At 70.4% G+C, this 18,061-nt stretch carries 17 protein-coding genes; 5 read left to right on the forward strand and 12 right to left on the reverse strand.

Annotation, left to right across the window (positions count from 1 at the left end; translation table 11 throughout):
* Positions 1-65: 65 nt before the first annotated feature.
* Positions 66-938, reverse strand: a complete 873-nt coding sequence (gene tsf / locus MQC88_RS08800; RefSeq protein ID WP_243321146.1) for a translation elongation factor Ts — start codon at positions 936-938, stop codon at positions 66-68.
* A 153-nt stretch (positions 939-1,091) separates the two neighbouring features.
* Positions 1,092-1,976: a 30S ribosomal protein S2 gene (gene rpsB / locus MQC88_RS08805; RefSeq protein ID WP_243321148.1), complete on the reverse strand. Its 885-nt coding sequence runs from the start codon at positions 1,974-1,976 to the stop codon at positions 1,092-1,094.
* Between the two features lie 311 nt (positions 1,977-2,287).
* Between rpsB and map the strand changes: the two genes are divergently transcribed.
* From map to dapE, 5 genes are read left to right on the forward strand one after another with little or no spacing between them, the layout of a single operon-like run.
* Positions 2,288-3,064, forward strand: a complete 777-nt coding sequence (gene map / locus MQC88_RS08810) for a type I methionyl aminopeptidase (protein WP_243321150.1) — start codon at positions 2,288-2,290, stop codon at positions 3,062-3,064.
* Positions 3,065-3,077: 13 nt separating this feature from the next.
* On the forward strand, positions 3,078-5,744 hold the full coding sequence (gene glnD, locus MQC88_RS08815; protein ID WP_243321152.1) for a [protein-PII] uridylyltransferase: 2,667 nt from the start codon (positions 3,078-3,080) through the stop codon (positions 5,742-5,744).
* Positions 5,717-6,631 (forward strand): 2,3,4,5-tetrahydropyridine-2,6-dicarboxylate N-succinyltransferase, encoded by a 915-nt coding sequence (gene dapD / locus MQC88_RS08820; RefSeq protein ID WP_425491610.1) that lies wholly within the window; start codon positions 5,717-5,719, stop codon positions 6,629-6,631. Before glnD ends, dapD begins: the two co-directional genes overlap by 28 nt.
* Complete coding sequence (locus tag MQC88_RS08825) at positions 6,628-6,990, forward strand: Spx/MgsR family RNA polymerase-binding regulatory protein (RefSeq protein WP_243321156.1); 363 nt, start codon at positions 6,628-6,630, stop codon at positions 6,988-6,990. The genes dapD and MQC88_RS08825 overlap by 4 nt, the downstream gene beginning before the upstream one ends.
* Positions 6,991-7,018: 28 nt before the next feature.
* The gene (gene dapE / locus MQC88_RS08830; RefSeq protein ID WP_243321158.1) at positions 7,019-8,149 is read left to right on the forward strand and encodes a succinyl-diaminopimelate desuccinylase; all 1,131 of its coding nucleotides are present in this window, start codon (positions 7,019-7,021) and stop codon (positions 8,147-8,149) included.
* Between the two features lie 114 nt (positions 8,150-8,263).
* Here dapE and ygiD read toward each other — a convergent pair whose 3' ends face one another.
* From ygiD to MQC88_RS08880, 10 genes are all read right to left on the reverse strand, one after another.
* Entirely contained in the window at positions 8,264-9,127 is an 864-nt protein-coding gene (gene ygiD, locus MQC88_RS08835) for a 4,5-DOPA-extradiol-dioxygenase (protein WP_243321160.1), read from the reverse strand.
* A gap of 106 nt (positions 9,128-9,233) precedes the next feature.
* Positions 9,234-9,896, reverse strand: a complete 663-nt coding sequence (locus tag MQC88_RS08840; RefSeq protein WP_243321162.1) for a thiopurine S-methyltransferase — start codon at positions 9,894-9,896, stop codon at positions 9,234-9,236.
* 114 nt (positions 9,897-10,010) lie between these two features.
* Positions 10,011-12,260 (reverse strand): DNA topoisomerase IV subunit A, encoded by a 2,250-nt coding sequence (parC, locus tag MQC88_RS08845; RefSeq protein WP_243321164.1) that lies wholly within the window; start codon positions 12,258-12,260, stop codon positions 10,011-10,013.
* A gap of 74 nt (positions 12,261-12,334) precedes the next feature.
* A complete protein-coding gene (locus MQC88_RS08850) occupies positions 12,335-13,462 on the reverse strand; it encodes an acyltransferase family protein (protein WP_243321166.1) in 1,128 nt (375 codons plus the stop codon).
* Positions 13,449-14,249, reverse strand: a complete 801-nt coding sequence (locus MQC88_RS08855; RefSeq protein WP_243321168.1) for a M15 family metallopeptidase — start codon at positions 14,247-14,249, stop codon at positions 13,449-13,451. Before MQC88_RS08855 ends, MQC88_RS08850 begins: the two co-directional genes overlap by 14 nt.
* Positions 14,250-14,385: 136 nt before the next feature.
* The gene (locus tag MQC88_RS08860; RefSeq protein WP_243321170.1) at positions 14,386-15,720 is read right to left on the reverse strand and encodes an alpha/beta hydrolase; all 1,335 of its coding nucleotides are present in this window, start codon (positions 15,718-15,720) and stop codon (positions 14,386-14,388) included.
* A complete protein-coding gene (locus MQC88_RS08865) occupies positions 15,717-15,899 on the reverse strand; it encodes a DUF4177 domain-containing protein (protein ID WP_243321172.1) in 183 nt (60 codons plus the stop codon). The genes MQC88_RS08860 and MQC88_RS08865 overlap by 4 nt, the downstream gene beginning before the upstream one ends.
* Positions 15,889-16,074 carry a type II toxin-antitoxin system antitoxin gene (locus MQC88_RS08870; protein WP_243321174.1) on the reverse strand — a complete coding sequence of 62 codons (186 nt, stop codon included), beginning with the start codon at positions 16,072-16,074 and terminating at the stop codon, positions 15,889-15,891. The genes MQC88_RS08865 and MQC88_RS08870 overlap by 11 nt, the downstream gene beginning before the upstream one ends.
* Before the next feature lie 63 nt (positions 16,075-16,137).
* Entirely contained in the window at positions 16,138-17,019 is an 882-nt protein-coding gene (locus MQC88_RS08875; RefSeq protein ID WP_243321176.1) for an SPFH domain-containing protein, read from the reverse strand.
* Between the two features lie 118 nt (positions 17,020-17,137).
* The gene (locus tag MQC88_RS08880) at positions 17,138-18,046 is read right to left on the reverse strand and encodes a hypothetical protein (RefSeq protein ID WP_243321178.1); all 909 of its coding nucleotides are present in this window, start codon (positions 18,044-18,046) and stop codon (positions 17,138-17,140) included.
* Between the last annotated feature and the right edge of the window lie 15 nt (positions 18,047-18,061).

An 18,061-nucleotide genomic window follows, 5' to 3' on the forward strand; every position in this document is an offset into this window, starting at 1 on the left:
AAGGCCCGCGAGCGATCGCGGGCCTCTTGCGCAGCCGGGCATGGCCCGGACCTGCAGCAGGAGAATCAGGCCAGGCCGGCCTGCTTCATCACTTCGGCGTGGAAGTCGTCGGCCTGCTTCTCGATGCCTTCGCCCACGGCCAGGCGCACGAACGACAGCACCTCGGCGCCGCCCGCGGCCTTGAGCGCGGCTTCGACGGTGATGTTGGTGTCGAGCACGTACGGCTGGCCGGTGAGGCTGATCTCGGCGAGGGTCTTGGCGATCTTGCCGGAGATCATCTTTTCCAGGATCTCGGCGGGCTTGCCCGAATCCTTGACCTGCGCCAGCGCGATTTCCTTCTCGCGGGCGACGAAATCCGCGGGCACGTGCGCGGGCGAGACGTACGGCGGGTTCATCGCCGCGATGTGCATCGCCAGGCCGCGGGCCAGCTCGTCGTTGCCGCCCTTGACCTCGACCAGCACGCCGATGCGGCCGCCGTGGACGTAGGCGCCAATGGTGTTGCCGCTGTCCATGCGCGCCATCCGGCGCACCTGCACGTTCTCGCCGACCTTGGCGATCAGCGCCGAACGCGTTTCCTCGACGCTCTCGCCGCCGCCCAGCTTGGTCGCCTTGAGCGCGTCGACATCGCCGGCATCGAGCGCGGCCTGCGCGACCGCCTCGGTGAAGGCCAGGAAGTTGGCGTCCTTGGCGACGAAATCGGTCTCGGAGTTGATCTCGACCAGTACCGCCTTGCCCGGCGCCTGCGCCATCGCGATGCGGCCTTCGGCGGCGACGCGGCTGGCCTTCTTGTCGGCCTTGGCCAGGCCGGTCTTGCGCAACCAGTCGGCGGCGGCCTGGATGTCGCCGTCGTTTTCAGTGAGCGCCTTCTTGCACTCCATCATGCCGGCGCCGGTGCGCTCGCGCAGTTCCTTGACCAGGGATGCGGTGATTTCTGCCATGGGGGTGAACCTCGAATTCAAATGGTTTTGTAGGAGCGGCTTCAGCCGCGAGCCCTTCGCGGGAACCGGGAAAGGGAAAGCCCGCGGCTGAAGCCGCTCCGGCGAAAAGCGAACGGCGGCCGCGCACCCTGGCGCGGCCGCGTGACGGCCGGATTACTCGGCGGCCGGGGTTTCCTCTGCAGCCGCGATGGACGCGTCGGCCTTCGGCGCGACGGACTCGTCGGTCTTCGCCGCGTCCGCAACCTTCTTCGCCGGCGCCTTCTTTGCCGGAGCGCGGCCGCGCGGAGCCTTGGTCGGGTTGCCGTCGGCGTCGAGCTCGACGAATTCGTCCTCGCGCACGGTCGCGGCCTGCGGCGCGGCGGCCTTGCCCTCGAGCACGGCGTCGGCGGCGGCGCGCGCGTACAGCTGCACCGCGCGGATCGCGTCGTCGTTGCCCGGGATCGGGTAGTCGACCAGGGCCGGGTCGTAGTTGGTGTCGACCACGGCGATCACCGGGATGCCGAGCTTCTTGGCTTCCTTGATCGCGATGTCCTCGTGGCCGATGTCGATCACGAACAGCGCGTCGGGCAGGCGGTTCATGTCCTTGATGCCGCCCAGCGAGGCCAGCAACTTCTCGCGCTCGCGGCGCAGGCCCAGCACCTCGTGCTTGACCAGCTTGTCGAAGCTGCCGTCGGTCTCGCCGGCTTCCAGCTCCTTCAGGCGCGCCACCGACTTCTTCACCGTGGCGAAGTTGGTCAGGGTGCCGCCCAGCCAGCGCTGGGTCATCGACGGCATGCCGCAACGCTCGGCTTCTTCCTTGACGGCATCGCGCGCGGAGCGCTTGGTGCCGACGAACAGGATCATGCCGCGCTTCTGGGCGATGCCCGAGATGAAGTTCATCGCGTCGCCGAACAGCGGCACGGTCTTCTCGAGGTTGATGATGTGGATCTTGCCGCGGGCACCGAAGATGTACGGGCCCATCTTCGGGTTCCAGTAGCGGGTCTGGTGGCCGAAGTGGACGCCGGCTTCCAGCATCTGGCGCATGGTGATCTGGGGCATTGCTTGAACTCCGATATGGAATCCGCGCCCGGAAAAGTGGTGGGCGATGACCCGCCTGCCGGCGGACCGTGGATTCCGGGGTTGGGCCTCCCTGCGGCTTCCGCGTCCGAACCCCAGGTCCTTGGACCTCGGGCACCCCGGCGCGGGTTGTGGCAGCAGGTGTGTATTCGACGGTGGCGCCCGTCGTGGGCGGCCTGCGCGGGCTGGGAGGCCCGGGAAAGCCCCGGAATTGTAGCGGCAACAGCCGGTTACGGGCAAGCCGCCGGCGGGGCGATGGCGGGAGCGGCCGGAAAATGGACGATAATGCCCGGATGCCGATCCCGCTCAAGACCCCCGAAGAACTCGAGAAGATGCGCGTCGCCGGCCGCCTGGCCGCGGAGGTGCTGCAGGTCGTGGCCCCGCACGTGAAGCCGGGCGTGACCACCGAGGAGCTCGACCGCATCTGCCACGACCACATCGTCAACGTGCAGCAGGCGGTGCCGGCCAACGTCGGCTACCGCGGCTTCCCGGCCACCGTCTGCACCTCCGTCAACAACGTCATCTGCCACGGCATCCCGAGCCCGGCCAAGATGCTCAAGGACGGCGACATCCTCAACATCGACGTCACCGTGATCAAGGATGGCTGGCACGGCGATACCAGCCGCATGTACCTCGTCGGCGACCCCTCGGTGATGGCAAGACGGCTGGTGGACGTCACCCGCGAGGCGATGTTCCGCGGCATCCGCGCGGTCCGTCCGGGCGCGACCCTGGGCGACGTCGGCCACGCGATCCAGCAGTACGCGGAAAGCCATCGCTTCTCGGTGGTGCGCGAGTACTGCGGCCACGGCATCGGCAAGGTCTACCACGACGAGCCGCAGGTGCTGCACTACGGCAGGCCGGGGGAGGGTCTGGTTCTGGAGCCGGGCATGACCTTCACCATCGAACCGATGATCAACGAAGGCAATCGCCAGACCCGGCTGCTGCCGGACGGCTGGACCGTGGTCACGCGCGACCGCAAGCTCTCGGCGCAGTGGGAACACACCGTCGTGGTGACCGGGGACGGCGTCGAGATCCTCACCCGCGTCCCGGGCGACGACAACGACCTGTGAGCAGCCGGCGCCGATGAACAGCCCGGCTGCCACGGACGAACCTGCCGGACCGATCCCCGGGGCGCAGCCCCAAGGCCCCGGCGGCGGCGACCGCGGCGACAGCGATGCCGACTGGGCGGCGGCCGCGCGCGCCACCCTGGCCGCCGACGATGCCGCGCTGGCGGCGCGCTTCGACCGCAACGACGACATCGACGCGCTGGTCGCCGCCCGCACCCGCGCGGTCGACGCGCTGGTGCGGGCGGCCTGGTCGCGCTGCATTCCGCCGGGGGCGCCGCTGGCGTTGTTCGCGGTCGGCGGTTACGGCCGCGGCGAACTGTTCCCGCAATCGGACCTCGACCTGCTGGTGCTGGCCGCAACCGACGCCCAGGCGGCGCACCACGACGCCATCGCGCGGCTGTTCGCCCTGCTGTGGGACGCCGGGTTGCCGGCGGGCCACGCGGTGCGCTCGCCGGCGCAGTGCACGCAGGCTTCGGCCGGGGACATCACCGTGCTGACCGCGCTGTCGGAAGCGAGGCCGCTGCAGGCCGATGCCGCGGCCGTGGCGAGCCTGGACGAGGCGATCGCGCCGCGGCAGGTGTGGCCGCCGCGCGACTACTTCATCGCCAAGCGCGAGGAGCAGCGCGCGCGGCATGCGCGCTTCGACGACACCAGCGACAACCTCGAACCCAACCTCAAGGAAGGCCCCGGTGGGCTGCGCGACGTGCAGACGCTGCGCTGGATGGCGCTGCGCGTGCTCGGCGCCCGCGGGCTGGAGCCGCTGGTCGCGCTCGGCCAGCTCGGCGCCGACGAGCACGCCACGATCGAGCGCGAACGGCGCGCACTGTCGAGGTTGCGCTACGGCCTGCACCTGGTCGCCGGCAAGCGCGAGGAGCGCCTGCGCTTCGACCACCAGAAGACGCTCGCCGCGCGCCTGGGGCACGTCGACAATGCCGACAACCTCGCGGTCGAGCAGATGATGCAGGGCTTCTACCGCAGCGCCGCGCTGGTTCTGCGAATCAACGAGCGGCTGCTGCAGCGCTTCGAGGAGCAGCTCGAAGGCGAGGCCACGCCAGAGCCGCTGCAGCCAGGCTATGAATCACGCCGTGGCTACCTGCACGCAACCGGTCCGGCATGGCCGGGCGGCATCGACGACGTGTTCGCGCTGTTCGCGGCATGGGCGGCGCATCCGCGGTTGCGCGGCCTGCACTCGCAGACCGCGCGCGCCCTGGCCGAGTCGCTGCCGCGCTTGCCCGACCATTGCTCCTGCGACACCGCGACCCGCGGCCGTTTCATGGCGCTGCTGCGCGGGACCCAGCCGGTCGACACCCTGGCGCGGATGGCGCGGCTGGGCGTGCTCGGGCGCTGGATCCCGGCGTTCGCGCGCGTTTCCGGACGAATGCAGTTCGACCTGTTCCACGTCTATACCGTGGACCAGCACACGCTGGCGGTGCTCCGCAACATCGCCGGCTTCGCCAGCGGCCAGCCCGACCCGCGCTTCGCGATCGCGCACGAAGTGTGGCCGCGCCTGCGCAAGCCGGAACTGCTGCTGCTCGCGGGCCTGTTCCACGACATCGCAAAGGGCCGCGGCGGCGACCATTCCGAACTCGGCGCGGTCGATGCGCGCGCATTCTGCCTCGCGCACGGGTTGTCGGAAGGCGACGTCGCGCTGGTCGAGTGGCTGGTGCGCCAGCACCTGCTGATGTCGGTCACCGCGCAGAAGCAGGACATAGGCGATCCCGGCGTGATCCACCGCTTCGCCACCAGGGTGGCCGACCGCGAACGCCTGGACCTGTTGTACCTGCTGACCTGCGCCGACATCGCCGGCACGTCGCCCAAGCTGTGGAACGCATGGAAGGACCGCCTGCTGGCCGACCTCTATACCGCCACCCGGCTGGCGTTGCGACGCGGCCTCGAGCATCCGCCCGCGGCCGCAGAGCGCATCGCCGAAACCCGCGCCGCGGCGCAGGCGTTGCTGCTCGGTGAGGGCATCGCGGCGGCGGAGATCGACGCGCTGTTCGCGCGCATGCCCGCGACCGGGTTCCTGCGCGGGCGCGCCGACGCCATCGCCTGGCAGGCGCTGGCATTGCGCGGCGTCGACTCCCGCGGTACCGCGGTGCATGCGCGGCCGCTGCCGCAACATGCCGGCGCGCTGGAAGTGTTCGTGCTGTCGCCCGACCGCGATGGCCTGTTTGCCGCGATCGTCGCCACCCTGGACCGGCTCGGGCTGGCGATCCAGCAGGCGCGGCTGCTCGACGGCCCCGAGGACAACGTGTTCGACAGCTTCGAAGTGCTGCCCGCCGACGGCCAGCGCGTGGTCGCAGCGGGCGAAGTCGAGCGCCGGCTGCAGGCCGCGCTTGCCAACGCCGACCTCGACGGCATCCGGCCGGCGCGGCGCACGCAGCCGCGGCACCTGCGGCACTTCCGGCTGGTGCCGCAGGTCGGTTTCGACCTCAGCGGCGACGGCCGCCGCACCGTGCTGAGCCTGGTTTCGACCGACCGCCCGGGGCTGCTCGCCGACGTCACCGCGGTGCTGCGCCGGCAGCGCCTGCGCGTGCATGATGCGCGCATCGCCACCTTCGGCGAGCGCGCCGAGGACGTGTTCCAGATCAGCGACGAGCGCGACCTGCCGCTCGCCGACCCGCAACAGCAGGCCCTGCGCGACGCGCTGCTGGCCTGCCTCGAAGGAGATTCCTCGCGATGAACCCGCGCAAGCCGAGCAAGGCCGCGAAGAAGAAGGCCGCGCCCAAGGGCCCCGGCATCGAAGAACTCAGGTTCATGCTCGACAGCGCCTGGGAGCGGCGCACGATGCTGACCATCGACGAGATCGAGGGCTCGACCCGGCCCACGGTCGAACGCGTGATCGACGGCCTGGAGAAGGGCGAGTTCCGCGTCGCCGAGCCCGACGGCAAGGGCGGCTGGCTGGTCAACGAGTGGTTGAAGAAGGCGGTGCTGCTGTATTTCCGCGTGCAGGAGATGGAACTGGTCGAAGCCGACCCGGCGCCGTTCTGGGACAAGATCCCGGCGCGCTTCGCCGGTTTCGACGAATCGAAGTTCCGCAGGCTGGGTGCGCGCGTGGTGCCGGGCGCGATCGCGCGCCGCGGCGCGCACATCGGCAAGGACGTGGTGCTGATGCCGAGCTTCGTCAACATCGGGGCTTACGTGGGCGCCGGCACCATGGTCGATACCTGGGCCACGGTCGGCAGCTGCGCCCAGGTCGGCAAGCATTGCCACCTGTCCGGCGGCGCCGGCATCGGCGGGGTGCTGGAGCCGCTGCAGGCGACGCCGACCATCATCGAGGACCACTGCTTCATCGGCGCGCGCTCGGAAGTGGTCGAGGGCGTGGTCGTCGGCCACCACAGCGTGATCGGCATGGGCGTGTTCCTCGGCCAGTCGACCCGCATCTACCACCGCGCGACCGGCGAGGTCAGCTACGGCTACGTGCCCCCGGGCAGCGTGGTGGTGTCGGGGCAGTTGCCCGCGAAGGACGGCTCGCATTCGCTGTACTGCGCGGTGATCGTCAAGCAGGTCGACGCGAAGACGCGTGCCAAGACCAGCGTCAACGAACTGCTGCGGGGGCTGGCGGAATGACAGCGATGCTTTACGGGTTGTCCAGCTGCGACACCTGCAAGAAGGCGCGCAAGTGGCTCGACCGCTTCGGCATCGCCCATGTTTTCGTCGACTACCGCGAGCTGCCGCAGTCGCCGGCGACCCTGGTCGCGTGGAAGGAACATGTCGGCGGCTGGGACCTGATGGTCAACAAGTCCTCGACCACATGGCGCAACCTGTCGCCGCACCGCAAGGCGCCTGGCTCGGATGCGGAATGGAAATTGCTGCTGCGCGAATACCCGCAGCTGATCCGCCGGCCGGTCGTGGTCACCGACGATGGCAACGTAACGCAGGGCTTCAGCGACAACGGCTTCAAGGCGCGCTTCGGCGTCGGCAAGTAACCGGTTTACGGACCAGGGCAGGGCGGCGATGACTTCCGAAGTACTGGCGCTGGCGAAGGAGCTGATCCTGCGGCCGTCGATGACGCCCGACGACGCCGGCTGCCAGGCGCTGCTCGCCGAACGCCTGCGTCGCGCCGGGTTCACCTGCGAATCCATGCGCCTTGGCGCCGTCGACAACCTCTGGGCCACGCACGGCGGCGGCGGTCCCGTGCTCGTGTTGCTGGGCCACACCGACGTCGTGCCGCCGGGCCCGCGCGAGGCCTGGGCCAGCGATCCGTTCGTGCCGGAGGTGCGCGACGGCAGGCTTTACGGCCGCGGCGCCGCGGACATGAAGGGCAGCGTCGCCGCGTTCGTGGTGGCGCTGGAACGCTTCGTCGCCGCGCATCCGGCGCACCCTGGCACCCTTGCACTGCTGCTGACGTCGGACGAGGAGGGCGACGCGATCGATGGCGTGCGCCGCGTCGCCGCGGCGTTCCGCGAACGCGGCCAGCGCATCGACTGGTGCATCACCGGCGAACCCTCGTCGAAGCAGGCGCTGGGCGACCTGTTGCGCGTCGGCCGCCGCGGCACCCTCTCGGCTACGCTCACCGTGCACGGCGTGCAGGGCCACGTCGCCTACCCGGACAAGGCGCGCAACCCGATCCACCTCGCGCTGCCGGCGCTGGGGCAGCTGGCCGCGCGCACCTGGGACGACGGCTACGAGAGCTTCCCGCCGACCAGCCTGCAGCTCAGCAACGTGCATGCGGGCACCGGCGCCAACAACGTGATCCCGGGCGAGCTGCAGGTCATGTTCAACCTGCGCTACAACCCGCACTGGACCGCGGCGCGGCTGGAGTCGGAGTGCGAAGCCATCCTGCGCGCGCACGGCCTCGACTACGGCATCGCCTGGCATCGCGGCGGCGAGCCGTTCCACACCCCGGAAGGCCCGCTGCGGGCTGCAGCGCGCGAGGTGCTGGCCCGTTTCGCCGGGGCGGCGCCGGAGGAAAGCACCGGTGGTGGCACTTCCGACGCGCGCTTCATCGCACCGTTGGGCGCGCAATGCATCGAAGTCGGCCCGGTCAATGCGAGCATCCACAAGGTCGACGAACACGTCGCCTTGGCCGAGCTGGAAGCGCTGCCCGATCTGTACTGCGCGCTGCTCGAACGCCTGCTGGCGTAAGCCAATCCGCTTCCGGCCTCATGGAGGCGGCCTTCGACTCCGGGCTTGGCCCGGGCTCGGGACGGGCTGCAGCCGTGAACGGCCGGAGCCCCCGCCAGCACAGCCGGATGCAGCTCAGGCATTGCTCTGGTCCGCCGGCACCTCGATCGACAGCGGCGCCGACCCTGCCAGGTGCCCGCCCGGTTCCGGGCAGGTGCAGCCGAGCCCGTAACTGGCCATCGACAGCGAGCCGAAGGCGTAGCCGTCCACCAGCGCCTGCGCCGGGCTGGCGGCGGCCGCGGCGGCGCCGGCGATATACAGCAACGGCAGGAAGTGCTCCGGCGTCGGCGCGGCCATCGCGTAGTCGCGGTGGGCGACCAGCGACGCCGCATCGCCGGGGCGCTCGGTCATCACCTGGCGCGCGTGCTCGTCGAAGCGGCGCGCCCAGTCGAAGCCGGCGTCTGGCTGCTTCCAGTCGATCGCGCGCAGGTTGTGGACGACGTTGCCGCTGCCCATCAGCAGCACGCCGCGGTCCCGCAGCCTGCCCAGCCGCGCGCCCAGTTCCAGGTGCCACTGCGGCGGCTTCAGCGCGTTGATCGACAGTTGCACCACCGGGACGTCGGCGCCGGGAAAGGCATGCACCAGCACCGACCAGGTGCCGTGGTCCAGGCCCCAGCCGTCGTGGTCGGGGCCGACGTGGTCGGGCCTGGCGACCTCGGCGACCTCGTCCGCCAGTTCCGGCAGGCCGGGCGCGGGGTACTGGATGTCGAACAGCGGCTGCGGGAAACCGAAGAAGTCGTGGATGGTCCTGGGCCGCGCCATCGCCGTGACCGCGGTCGCGTTGACGTACCAGTGCGCGGACACCATGAGGATCGCGCGGGGCCGTGGCACCGACGCGCCGAACCCGCGCCATGCCTCGGTGAAGCGGTTGCGCTCCAGCGCATTCATCGGGCTGCCATGGCCCAGGAACGCGGCGGGCATCGCGGTGATGGACTGCATGCGCGGCTCCGGCGGGGCGATCGGTGGAAGATACGCCAAGCGCCGCCAGCGCGACGACACCAGCGTTTCCGGTACCGATGACTGCCGCGCGGGTGCGGCGCAGGTGCTAGCCCGCCCGCCGCTCCATCCGGTACACCACCGTCTCCAGCGCGCTCACGCCCTCGGCGACGAACCCGGGCTGCTGGGCGAGGATGTCGCGGCGCTCCAGCGTGGCCACGGTCCAGTCGCGACCGTACAGCTCGCGCACTTCGCTTTCGGGCACGGTGAACGGCGGGCCCTGCTTTTCATGCGGCGGATATTCCAGCGTGATCAGCAGGCCGCGGCAGCCGCCGGGGAGGCGTGCGTGCAGTTCGCGGACGTAGCGCTGGCGCAGGTCCGGGGGCAACGCGATCAGGGCGGCGCGATCGTAGAGCGCACTGCAGTCGGCGAGGATGGTGGCGTCGAGGGCGAAGGCGTTGCCGCAAACCAGCTCGATGTCGCCGGCGACGTGATGACGACCGTACGCCGACTCGTGGATGCGCGGCGCCAGGTCGTGTTCGGCGAAGAACTGGTCGATCGCCAGTTGCGAAAGTTCGACCCCGAGGACGCGATGACCCTGCGAGGCCAGCCAGGCGAGGTCGTTGGACTTGCCGGCCAAAGGCACGAACACGCGGCTGCCGCGGGCGAGCTGCAGCGATGGCCAGTGCTCGAGCAGCAAGGGCATCGGCTTGTCCTGGTGGAAGCCGATGCGGTTTTCGCGCCAGCGCTGGTGCCAGAAGTCGGGGTCCATGTGGCGGTTCCTTCTCGGGGAGGAATGCGGCGCGGAGCAACAGCAGCCCCGGTTCCGCCTTCGGCACCCGCTCCCCGCCGAAGCGGGGAGGAGATACCGGGGCGACGCGGGGAGTTATTCGACCGAGAGCCCGTCGACCTTCTGCCAGCCCCTCGGCAACAATCCGCCACGCGTCGCTCGGCTGCCGACGTAGGCGTCCAGGTCCTTGAACGACAGGGTCATCGTGCGCGCGCCGGACCGGACCGCCAGCGCGCCACCCGGCGGCACCACCGCGATCGCCACCACGCGCTCGGTGCCGAGCTTGGCCTTGGGGATGTCGATGATCTTGTTGCCCTTGCCCTTGTCGAGCTCCGGCAACTCCGATACCGGGAACGCGAGCAGGTGGCCGGCGCTGGTCACGGCCACGACGCGGTCGCGCTCGACTTCCGCGATTGGCGCCGGTTGCAGCACCTTCGCGTTCGGGGTCAGCGATTGCATCGCCTTGCCGGCCTTCTGCCGCCCGGTCAGGTTCTCGAAACGGGTGACGAAGCCGTAGCCGTGCGAGGACGCGAGCACGAAGCGGCTGTCGTTGTCGCCGGTCGCCAATGCGCGGAAGGAGGCCCCCGCCGCCGGGGAGAAGCGCCCGGTCAGCGGTTCGCCGTTGCCGCGTGCGCCGGGCAGCGTGTGCGCGACGGTCGAGTAGCTGCGGCCGCTGGAATCGATGAAGGCGACCTGCTGCGTGCTGCGCCCCCGGACCGCCGCCAGCAGGCCGTCGCCTTCGCGGTAGGACAGCGCGGCGGCATCGACGTCGTGGCCCTTGGCCGCGCGCACCCAGCCCTTGTCGCTCAGCACCACGGTGACCGGCTCGCTCGGGACCAGGTCGTTCTCGTCGATCGCCTGCGCGGCGTCGCGCGCGACCAGCGGCGAGCGCCGCGCGTCGCCGAACCTCGAAGCGTCCGCCAGCAGCTCGTCCTTGACCAGCTTGCGCAGCCTGGCGCCGGACTTCTGCTCGAGGACCGCGATCAGCTGGTCGCGCTCGTCGTCGAGTTCGTCCTGCTCGCCGCGGATCTTCATTTCCTCCAGCCGCGCCAGCTGCCGCAGCCGGGTGTCGAGGATGTAGTCGGCCTGGACCTCGCTCAGTTCGAAGCGCGCGATCAGCGCCGGCTTCGGCTCGTCCTCGCTGCGGATGATGCGGATGACTTCGTCGAGGTTGAGGAAGGCGACCAGCAGGCCTTCGAGCAGGTGCAGGCGGCGCTCCACCTTCTCGAGGCGGTGGCGCAGGCGCCGGGTGACGGTTTCGCTGCGGAACTGCAGCCATTCGCGCAGGATCTGCTTGAGGTTCTTCACCTGCGGGCGGCCGTCGAGGCCGATCACGTTCATGTTGACCCGGAAGCTCTTTTCCAGGTCGGTGGTGGCGAACAGATGGCCCATCAGCTGTTCGGCATCGACCCGGCTGGAGCGCGGGATCAGCACGATGCGGGTCGGGTTGGCGTGGTCGGACTCGTCGCGAATGTCCTCCAGCCACGGCAGCTTCTTCGCCCGCATCTGCATGGCGATCTGCTCGATGACCTTCGACGGCGAGACCTGGTGCGGCAGCGCGGTGACCACGATGTTGGCGTGCTCGCGGCTGTAGGTGGCGCGGGCTCGCACGCTGCCAAGGCCGGTTTCGTACAGCGCCAGCAGGTCGGCGGCCGGGGTGATGATCTCGGCTTCGGTCGGGTAGTCCGGCCCGCGCACGTGCTCGCACAGGTCGCGGACGCTGGCCTCGGGATCCTCGAGCAGGCGCACGCAGGCGCTGACGATCTCGTTGAGGTTGTGCGGCGGCACGTCGGTGGCCATGCCGACCGCAATGCCGGTAGTGCCGTTGAGCAGCAGGTGCGGCAGCCGCGCCGGCATCCACGCCGGTTCCTCGAGGGTGCCGTCGAAGTTCGGGGTCCAGTCGACCGTGCCCTGGCCGAGCTCGCCCAGCAGCACCTCGGCGATCGGGGTCAGCTTGGACTCGGTATAGCGCATGGCCGCGAACGACTTGGGGTCGTCGCTGGAACCGAAGTTGCCCTGGCCGTCGATCAGCGGATAGCGGTAGGAGAACGGCTGTGCCATCAGCACCAGCGCCTCGTAGCAGGCGCTGTCGCCATGCGGGTGGTACTTGCCGATGACGTCGCCGACGGTGCGCGCGGACTTCTTCGGCTTGGCGGTCGCGGCCAGGCCGAGTTCGCTCATCGCGTAGATGATCCTGCGCTGCACCGGCTTGAGGCCGTCGCCGAGGAAGGGCAGGGCGCGGTCCAGCACCACGTACATCGAGTAGTCGAGGTAGGCGCGCTCGGCGTACTCGCGCAGCGGGATCTGCTCGAAGCCGTGGAAGACGGGGCGGACGGTGTCGGTCATGCGGGTACTGCAACGGGAAATGCAGCCACGATTCTAGGGCATCGCCGCCGCGCGCAGTGGTCGGCGCGGCGTGCTCAGCCCGCCGGCGACGCCGTCGGCGTGCGCGTGCCGAAACGGTGCTTGAGGCGCAGGGCCGGGCGTTCCACCAGGAACCACGACAGCGCCGCCAGCAACAAGGCCAGCGCCGTGGCCCAGGCCATGTTGGCCAGCGGCCGGGGGTCGTGGGTGGCCAGCAGCACCAGTTGCTGCGCCGGCCAGCCGTACAGGTAGAGGCCGTAGGACAGGTCGGTGTGGCGGATCATCGGCAGCTTCGGCACGAAGGCGATCAACAGCGTGCCGTAGCACAGCAGCAGGTAGTAGGGAATGTGGAACCACGGCCCGCCGCGGGTCAGCACGGCGGCCGCCAGCAGCGCCAGCAGCGCCCACCACGACAGCCGCACGCGCTCCCGGTTGAGCCACAGCGCGGTACCGCTGATGAAGAAGGCGGTGCACCAGGCGTAATTCGCGACGTGGTCTGGCAGCGGCGCCTTCCAGCGCGCCAGCGCGTAGCCGGCGGCCATCGCCAGCAGCCACAGCGGCGTATAGCGGCGACGCGTGAGCAGGCCGGCGCCGCCGGCCAGCAGCAGTGCGACATACAGCCGCGCCTCGATCGGCAGCGTCCACAGCGAGCCGTTGATCGCGGTGCGCGGCAGCGACTCGAACACGCCCGGCAGCAGGAACTCGCTCGACTTCAGCGTGGCGTTGACCCAGAAGTAGCGCCATACCTGTGGCTGCTGCCAGTAGTCGGCCGCGGTGGTCAGCAGCGGCCCCAGCACGAACGCGGTCAGCGCAGCGCACACCGCCAATCCCGGCACGATCCGCAGCGCGCGGGATGCAAGGTAGCTGCCGATGCTGTTGCGCTCCAGGCTGGCGGCGATCAGGAAGCCGCTGATGACGAAGAACACGTCCACCGCCACGCCGCCGGCGAACTTGAACTGCGTCAGCCGGGTGACGAGGTCGGCGCCGGGCGCGGCGGTGATCGCCCAGGCGTGGCCGTAGATCACCATCCACGCCGCGACCAGGCGCATCAGGTTGAAGTTGTTGCGGTTCGCGGCCCAGCCGGAGGCGATGCTCGGCGCGTCGCGCCAGCCGGTCGACCAGCGCGGCTGCAAGGGCGCGGAGCGGGTTCCGGCGCGCGCGGGCGCGCGCTCAGCCGGGCGCATGCGCCCAGTGCCAGGGCTCGTAGACGATGCCGTACGGGTTGTCGCGCGGATAGCTCATGCCGAAGCCGTATTCCGCGGCGTGGTCGCACAGCCAGGCGAACGCCGGCGTGCGCTCGAAGGATTCCTCGGCTGGTGGTTCGCCCGGCGTGCCGATGTCCAGCGCGCGACCGCCGTGGTGCTCGGAATAACCGGGCGCGGCGTTGACGGTGAGGATCTCGTCCACGCTCAAGCCCCGCGCCAGCTTGCGTTCGAAGATGCCGAGCTGGTAATCGTGGCTGCGGTAACCGGAGATCGCCTCCAGCAGCACGCCGTCGCGCAGCGCCGCTTCGCGCAGGTGCGCCCAGGCGCGCGCGGCGTCCACGTGGAGCCACAGCGGACGCCGGTAGCGGTCGAAACCGGCGAGTGCGAGCCAGTCCGGTTCGGGGACCAGGGGCAGGCCGCTGCGTTCACCGTATCCGTCGTCCAGCCCCAGCGCCTGCAGGCGTTCGCGCAATCGCTGCAGTGGCAGCGTCGCGACCACGTCGATGCCGGTGCGGCGCCGTTCATGCACGCGGCGCAAGGCCGCCAGGGCGTCGTCGATGCCCGGCTCGTGGCGCAACGACGGCAACAGCGGCTGCAGCCCTTCGCGCAGGTCGGCGGCAAGGTAGCGGCCGTCGCGCTTGCGCCGCAGGACGTGGCGGGCGCGGGCCAGCAGGCGCGCATCGCGGTTGCTGCGCGCATGCAGCAGGCCGCCGGGCCAGATCTCGATCCGCGGGGTGTTGAGCAGGATGCCGGGGCTGGCGCGCATGCGCGCAGGTTACCGGGCGCGGGCGCCGCTCGTCATCCGTGCAGGCACGACCCGCGGCGGCCGCAGGCGGCTGCGGTCGTCGCTGGCTGGTTCCCGCAGGCGTGGATCGTCGCTCGAAGGCCTGCGCGCCGGCACGTCAGTGCGCGCCGAGCCATGCGGCTGCGTCGGACACGAGTTGCGCATCGACGTGGCCGGGCGCCGCGTACGCGGCGACGTCGTCGTCGCCCTGGACCGCGATGCCGAGGTGGTTCAGGCCCTCGTAGAGCTTGAATTCGACATTCGGATCGTCGTGGAACGCGCCCTTCCATCCCTGCCAGTCGGCGTCCACCACCTGGATGTCGCGGGTGCCCTGCAGCACCAGCATCGGCAACCCCACGGCCCGGGCTTCGGCGACCGGATCGACCGCGTCGGTGCTGCGCCAGTACGCCGCCGGCTGCCCCATCGGTGATTGCGCGACCGGCACGTCGGCGCTCGCGCGCACCGCGGCGACTTGCTGCTTCAGCGCTTCCAGTGCCGCGGATTCCTCCGCGCTGGTCCTGCCGTCGTCCAGCACGGCCATGCGCTTGCGCTGTTCGACCAGGATGTCGAGCAGCGGCCGTGCGGGCGCCGCCAGCAGGATCAATCCCGCGACGTGTCCGGAATGCTGCGCGATCCGCGGCGCCATCATCGCGCCCTGGCTGTGGCCGAGCACGAACACCCGCGACGGGTCGATCCCCGGCGCCTTGCGCAAGGCCTCGACCGCGGCGACGGCGTCGTCCGTGGTCTCGCTGTCGATGGTGACGCCACCGGCGGCGAAATCCTGCGGCCGTGCCTTCGTCCGCTTCTCGTAGCGCAGCACCGCGATGCCCTGCGCGGCGAGCCCGCGGGCGATGTCCAGGAATGGCTTGTTCGGGCCAATGCTCTCGTCGCGGTCCTGCGGGCCGGAGCCATGCACCAGCACCACCGCGGGGAAACCTGCGGCGGGCGGCGCGGCCTTGGGCGTGGCCAGCGTGCCGGGCAGGGCGCGTTCGCCTTCGCCGACGCTGAAGTCGGTTTCGCCGAAGTTGGCGTCGGCGGGCGGTGGCGGCGCTGCGGGAGCGGCCGGCGGCTGCACCATGAAGCCGGCGACGCTTCCGTCGGCGGCGACCACGACCCTGGCCACCAGCTCGGCCCTGGCGTAGTGCAGCGGGATGGTCACCACCTGCACGCCGTCCTGCGCGGCCACGAGCGGCTCGCCGCGACCGGTAGCATCGCCGGCGACCTGCGGCAGCGATTCCCAGACTTGCTGCAGTTTGTCCGCGGGCACCGCCGCGGCCATCTGCGCGCCGAACGCGGTTTCGGCGGCGGCGTAATCATGGGCGTCGAGGCGGTCGAGCAGTTGCAGCGCGATCGCGGTGGCGTCGGCGGGCGGGGCAGGGGCGGCGTCCTGCGCGGCGACGATCGACGGCAGCATCATCGCCACGGCGAGCAGCATCGTTTCAAGGATCTTCATGGCATGGCCTTCTTCAGGTAGAGCTGTACGGGGGCGAAGCGTTGCGGTTGTACCGCCGATACCAGTTCCCAGCCCTGCAGGCCGAGCTGGGTCAGGCGTTCCTGCGCGGCTTCGCGGGTCTTGCCCAGGAACGTCGCCTTCACTTCCACGACCTGGTAACTCCAGCGCTCACTTGCCATCGTCTCCCTCCTCCTGGTTTGCCGACGGTTTCAACCGGCCGGCCTTGCGCAGCGCATCGCGCAACACGTATTCGATCTGCGCGTTGAGGCTGCGCAACTCGTCGTCGGCCCAGCGTTGCGCGGCCGCGAGTACGTCGGCGTTGATGCGCAGCGGATAGGCCTTCTTTTCTGCCATGGGTATGCGCTTCCTGTGGAAAGTCCGCACATGGACGTGCGGGTTCTTGCGCAGGATGCGCGGCTAGTAAAGCGTGCCGGCGTTGACGATCGGCTGCGTCGAGCGCTCGCCGCACAGCACCACCAGCAGGTTGCTGACCATCTGCGCCTTGCGTTCCTCGTCGAGGTTCACCACGCCGTTCTTCTCCAGCTCGGCCAGCGCCATCTCGACCATGCCGACGGCGCCGGCGACGATCCGCGTGCGCGCGGCGATGATCGCGTTGGCCTGCTGTCGCTGCAGCATCGCCTGGGCGATCTCGGGCGCGTAGGCGAGGTGGCTGATGCGCGCGTCGAGCACCTGCACGCCCGCGTCGGCCAGGCGCTCCGAGAGTTCTTCGCGCAGGTGCTTGCTGATCTCCGCGGCATGGCTGCGCAGCGCGACCTGGCCTTCCTCGTGCTGGTCGTAGGGATAGCTGGTGGCCATCGTGCGCAGCGCCGACTCGGACTGGATGTGGACGAAGCTCTCGTAGTCGTCGACGTTATAGACCGCCTCGGCCGAGTCCACGACCTGCCAGACGATCACCGCGGCGATCTCGATCGGCGAGCCTTCGAGCTCGTTGACCTTGAGCTTGCCGCTCTCGAAGTTGCGCACGCGCTGGCTGACCTTGCGCTTGCCATAGAACGGGTTGTTCCAGCGCAGGCCGTTGTCCTTGACGGTGCCGACGTACTTGCCGAACAGGCTGACGACCGCGGCCTGGTTGGGCTCGACCTTGTACAGGCCGACCAGGGTCAGCAGCGCGACCACGAACACCAGCACGCCGATGGCGACGAGCCAGCCCGAGGCGATGCCGTTGTCGGGATCGGGGCCCAGGCCGGTGGCGAACACCCACACGGAGACGACGGCCAGCAGCAGGACGCCCAGCAGGTAGGGGATGCCGGGGAGGGAGCGGATCGGATTCTCTTTCATGACGCGGTCTCGGACGACGCGGCCGGATAGCCGTGAGGTAGTGATATCAAAATGATATCAATCAATCAAGCGATGCCCGACGGACGGCGCCCGGCCGCGGACGCCGACCGGTCATGGCTCAGGGATGCAGGTACAGCAGCGGCGCCGGGCTGAGCTCGCCGGTGGCGTACAGGGCGCGGCTGTCTGCGCTCCAGGCGAGCGCCTCGGCCTGGGGCAGCCAGGGCAGGGGATGCACCTGCGGTGGCCGCGCCAGCGCCTGGGCCCAGGTTTCGCGGCCGCGGCGCGGGTACACCAGCACGTCGCGGTAGGTCAGTACCGCCAGGGCGTGGCGGTCGGCGGCGACGTCGGCGGCGGTGACCTGGCTGCGGATCCGTGCCAGCCGGGCGTTGGCCCGGACTTCCTCGGCGTCGGCCTGCGGGACGCCAGCCAGGGTGCCCAACGCGCGTGCGACCTGCAGTCCCGGGGCCCGCGGCCGCAGCGGCAGCGCGAACAGTTCCGGCGGCTGGCGCTTCTTCGACACCAGCAGGACCTGCCCGGCAGCGGCGTCGACCGCGACCGCCTCGCAATCGCGGGCGCCATCGGGCCAGCGGAACGCGATCGACCAGGCTGGCTTGACCACGGCGTCGGCCAGGCTGGCAGGTTCCTCGATCACATGCAGTTGCAGTGTCCTGCGCAGGCCGCCGTTGTCGCCGGTGTCGGCGACCAGCAGGTAGTGGCGGCCGTCGAGATCGAACGCGGCGAGGTCTTCCCAGTCGGTGTTGTCGACGCCGTCGATGCGCAGCGTCGCCAGCCTGCCGCCACGGCGGCTCACCGCGTGCAGCCGCGCCGCATTGCCGCCATCGTTGAGCATCCACAAGGTATCGGGATGGCGACGCGATGCCGCCAGTCCGCTGACCTCGTCCAGTTGCGCGTCCAGCATCAGCCCCGAGAGCTGCGCGAACGGCGGCGGATCGCTGCAGCCGGCGAGCAGCGCGCCGAGCAGGGCGGCGAGCAGCAGCGCGGCACGGGAAGGCGGACGCAGGGCCATCGTGCAAGCATGGCA

Source organism: Cognatiluteimonas sedimenti (assembly GCF_022808325.1).
GTDB classification, from domain to species: Bacteria; Pseudomonadota; Gammaproteobacteria; order Xanthomonadales; family Xanthomonadaceae; genus Cognatiluteimonas; species Cognatiluteimonas sedimenti.

Coding starts and splice junctions, on each gene's coding strand:
- tsf (WP_243321146.1), bottom strand. CDS start 938: ATGGCAGAAATCACCGCATCCCTGGTCAAGGAACTGCGCGAGCGCACC.
- rpsB (WP_243321148.1), bottom strand. CDS start 1,976: ATGCCCCAGATCACCATGCGCCAGATGCTGGAAGCCGGCGTCCACTTC.
- map (WP_243321150.1), top strand. CDS start 2,288: ATGCCGATCCCGCTCAAGACCCCCGAAGAACTCGAGAAGATGCGCGTC.
- glnD (WP_243321152.1), top strand. CDS start 3,078: ATGAACAGCCCGGCTGCCACGGACGAACCTGCCGGACCGATCCCCGGG.
- MQC88_RS08825 (WP_243321156.1), top strand. CDS start 6,628: ATGACAGCGATGCTTTACGGGTTGTCCAGCTGCGACACCTGCAAGAAG.
- dapE (WP_243321158.1), top strand. CDS start 7,019: ATGACTTCCGAAGTACTGGCGCTGGCGAAGGAGCTGATCCTGCGGCCG.
- ygiD (WP_243321160.1), bottom strand. CDS start 9,127: ATGCAGTCCATCACCGCGATGCCCGCCGCGTTCCTGGGCCATGGCAGC.
- MQC88_RS08840 (WP_243321162.1), bottom strand. CDS start 9,896: ATGGACCCCGACTTCTGGCACCAGCGCTGGCGCGAAAACCGCATCGGC.
- parC (WP_243321164.1), bottom strand. CDS start 12,260: ATGACCGACACCGTCCGCCCCGTCTTCCACGGCTTCGAGCAGATCCCG.
- MQC88_RS08850 (WP_243321166.1), bottom strand. CDS start 13,462: ATGCGCCCGGCTGAGCGCGCGCCCGCGCGCGCCGGAACCCGCTCCGCG.
- MQC88_RS08855 (WP_243321168.1), bottom strand. CDS start 14,249: ATGCGCGCCAGCCCCGGCATCCTGCTCAACACCCCGCGGATCGAGATC.
- MQC88_RS08860 (WP_243321170.1), bottom strand. CDS start 15,720: ATGAAGATCCTTGAAACGATGCTGCTCGCCGTGGCGATGATGCTGCCG.
- MQC88_RS08865 (WP_243321172.1), bottom strand. CDS start 15,899: ATGGCAAGTGAGCGCTGGAGTTACCAGGTCGTGGAAGTGAAGGCGACG.
- MQC88_RS08870 (WP_243321174.1), bottom strand. CDS start 16,074: ATGGCAGAAAAGAAGGCCTATCCGCTGCGCATCAACGCCGACGTACTC.
- MQC88_RS08875 (WP_243321176.1), bottom strand. CDS start 17,019: ATGAAAGAGAATCCGATCCGCTCCCTCCCCGGCATCCCCTACCTGCTG.
- MQC88_RS08880 (WP_243321178.1), bottom strand. CDS start 18,046: ATGGCCCTGCGTCCGCCTTCCCGTGCCGCGCTGCTGCTCGCCGCCCTG.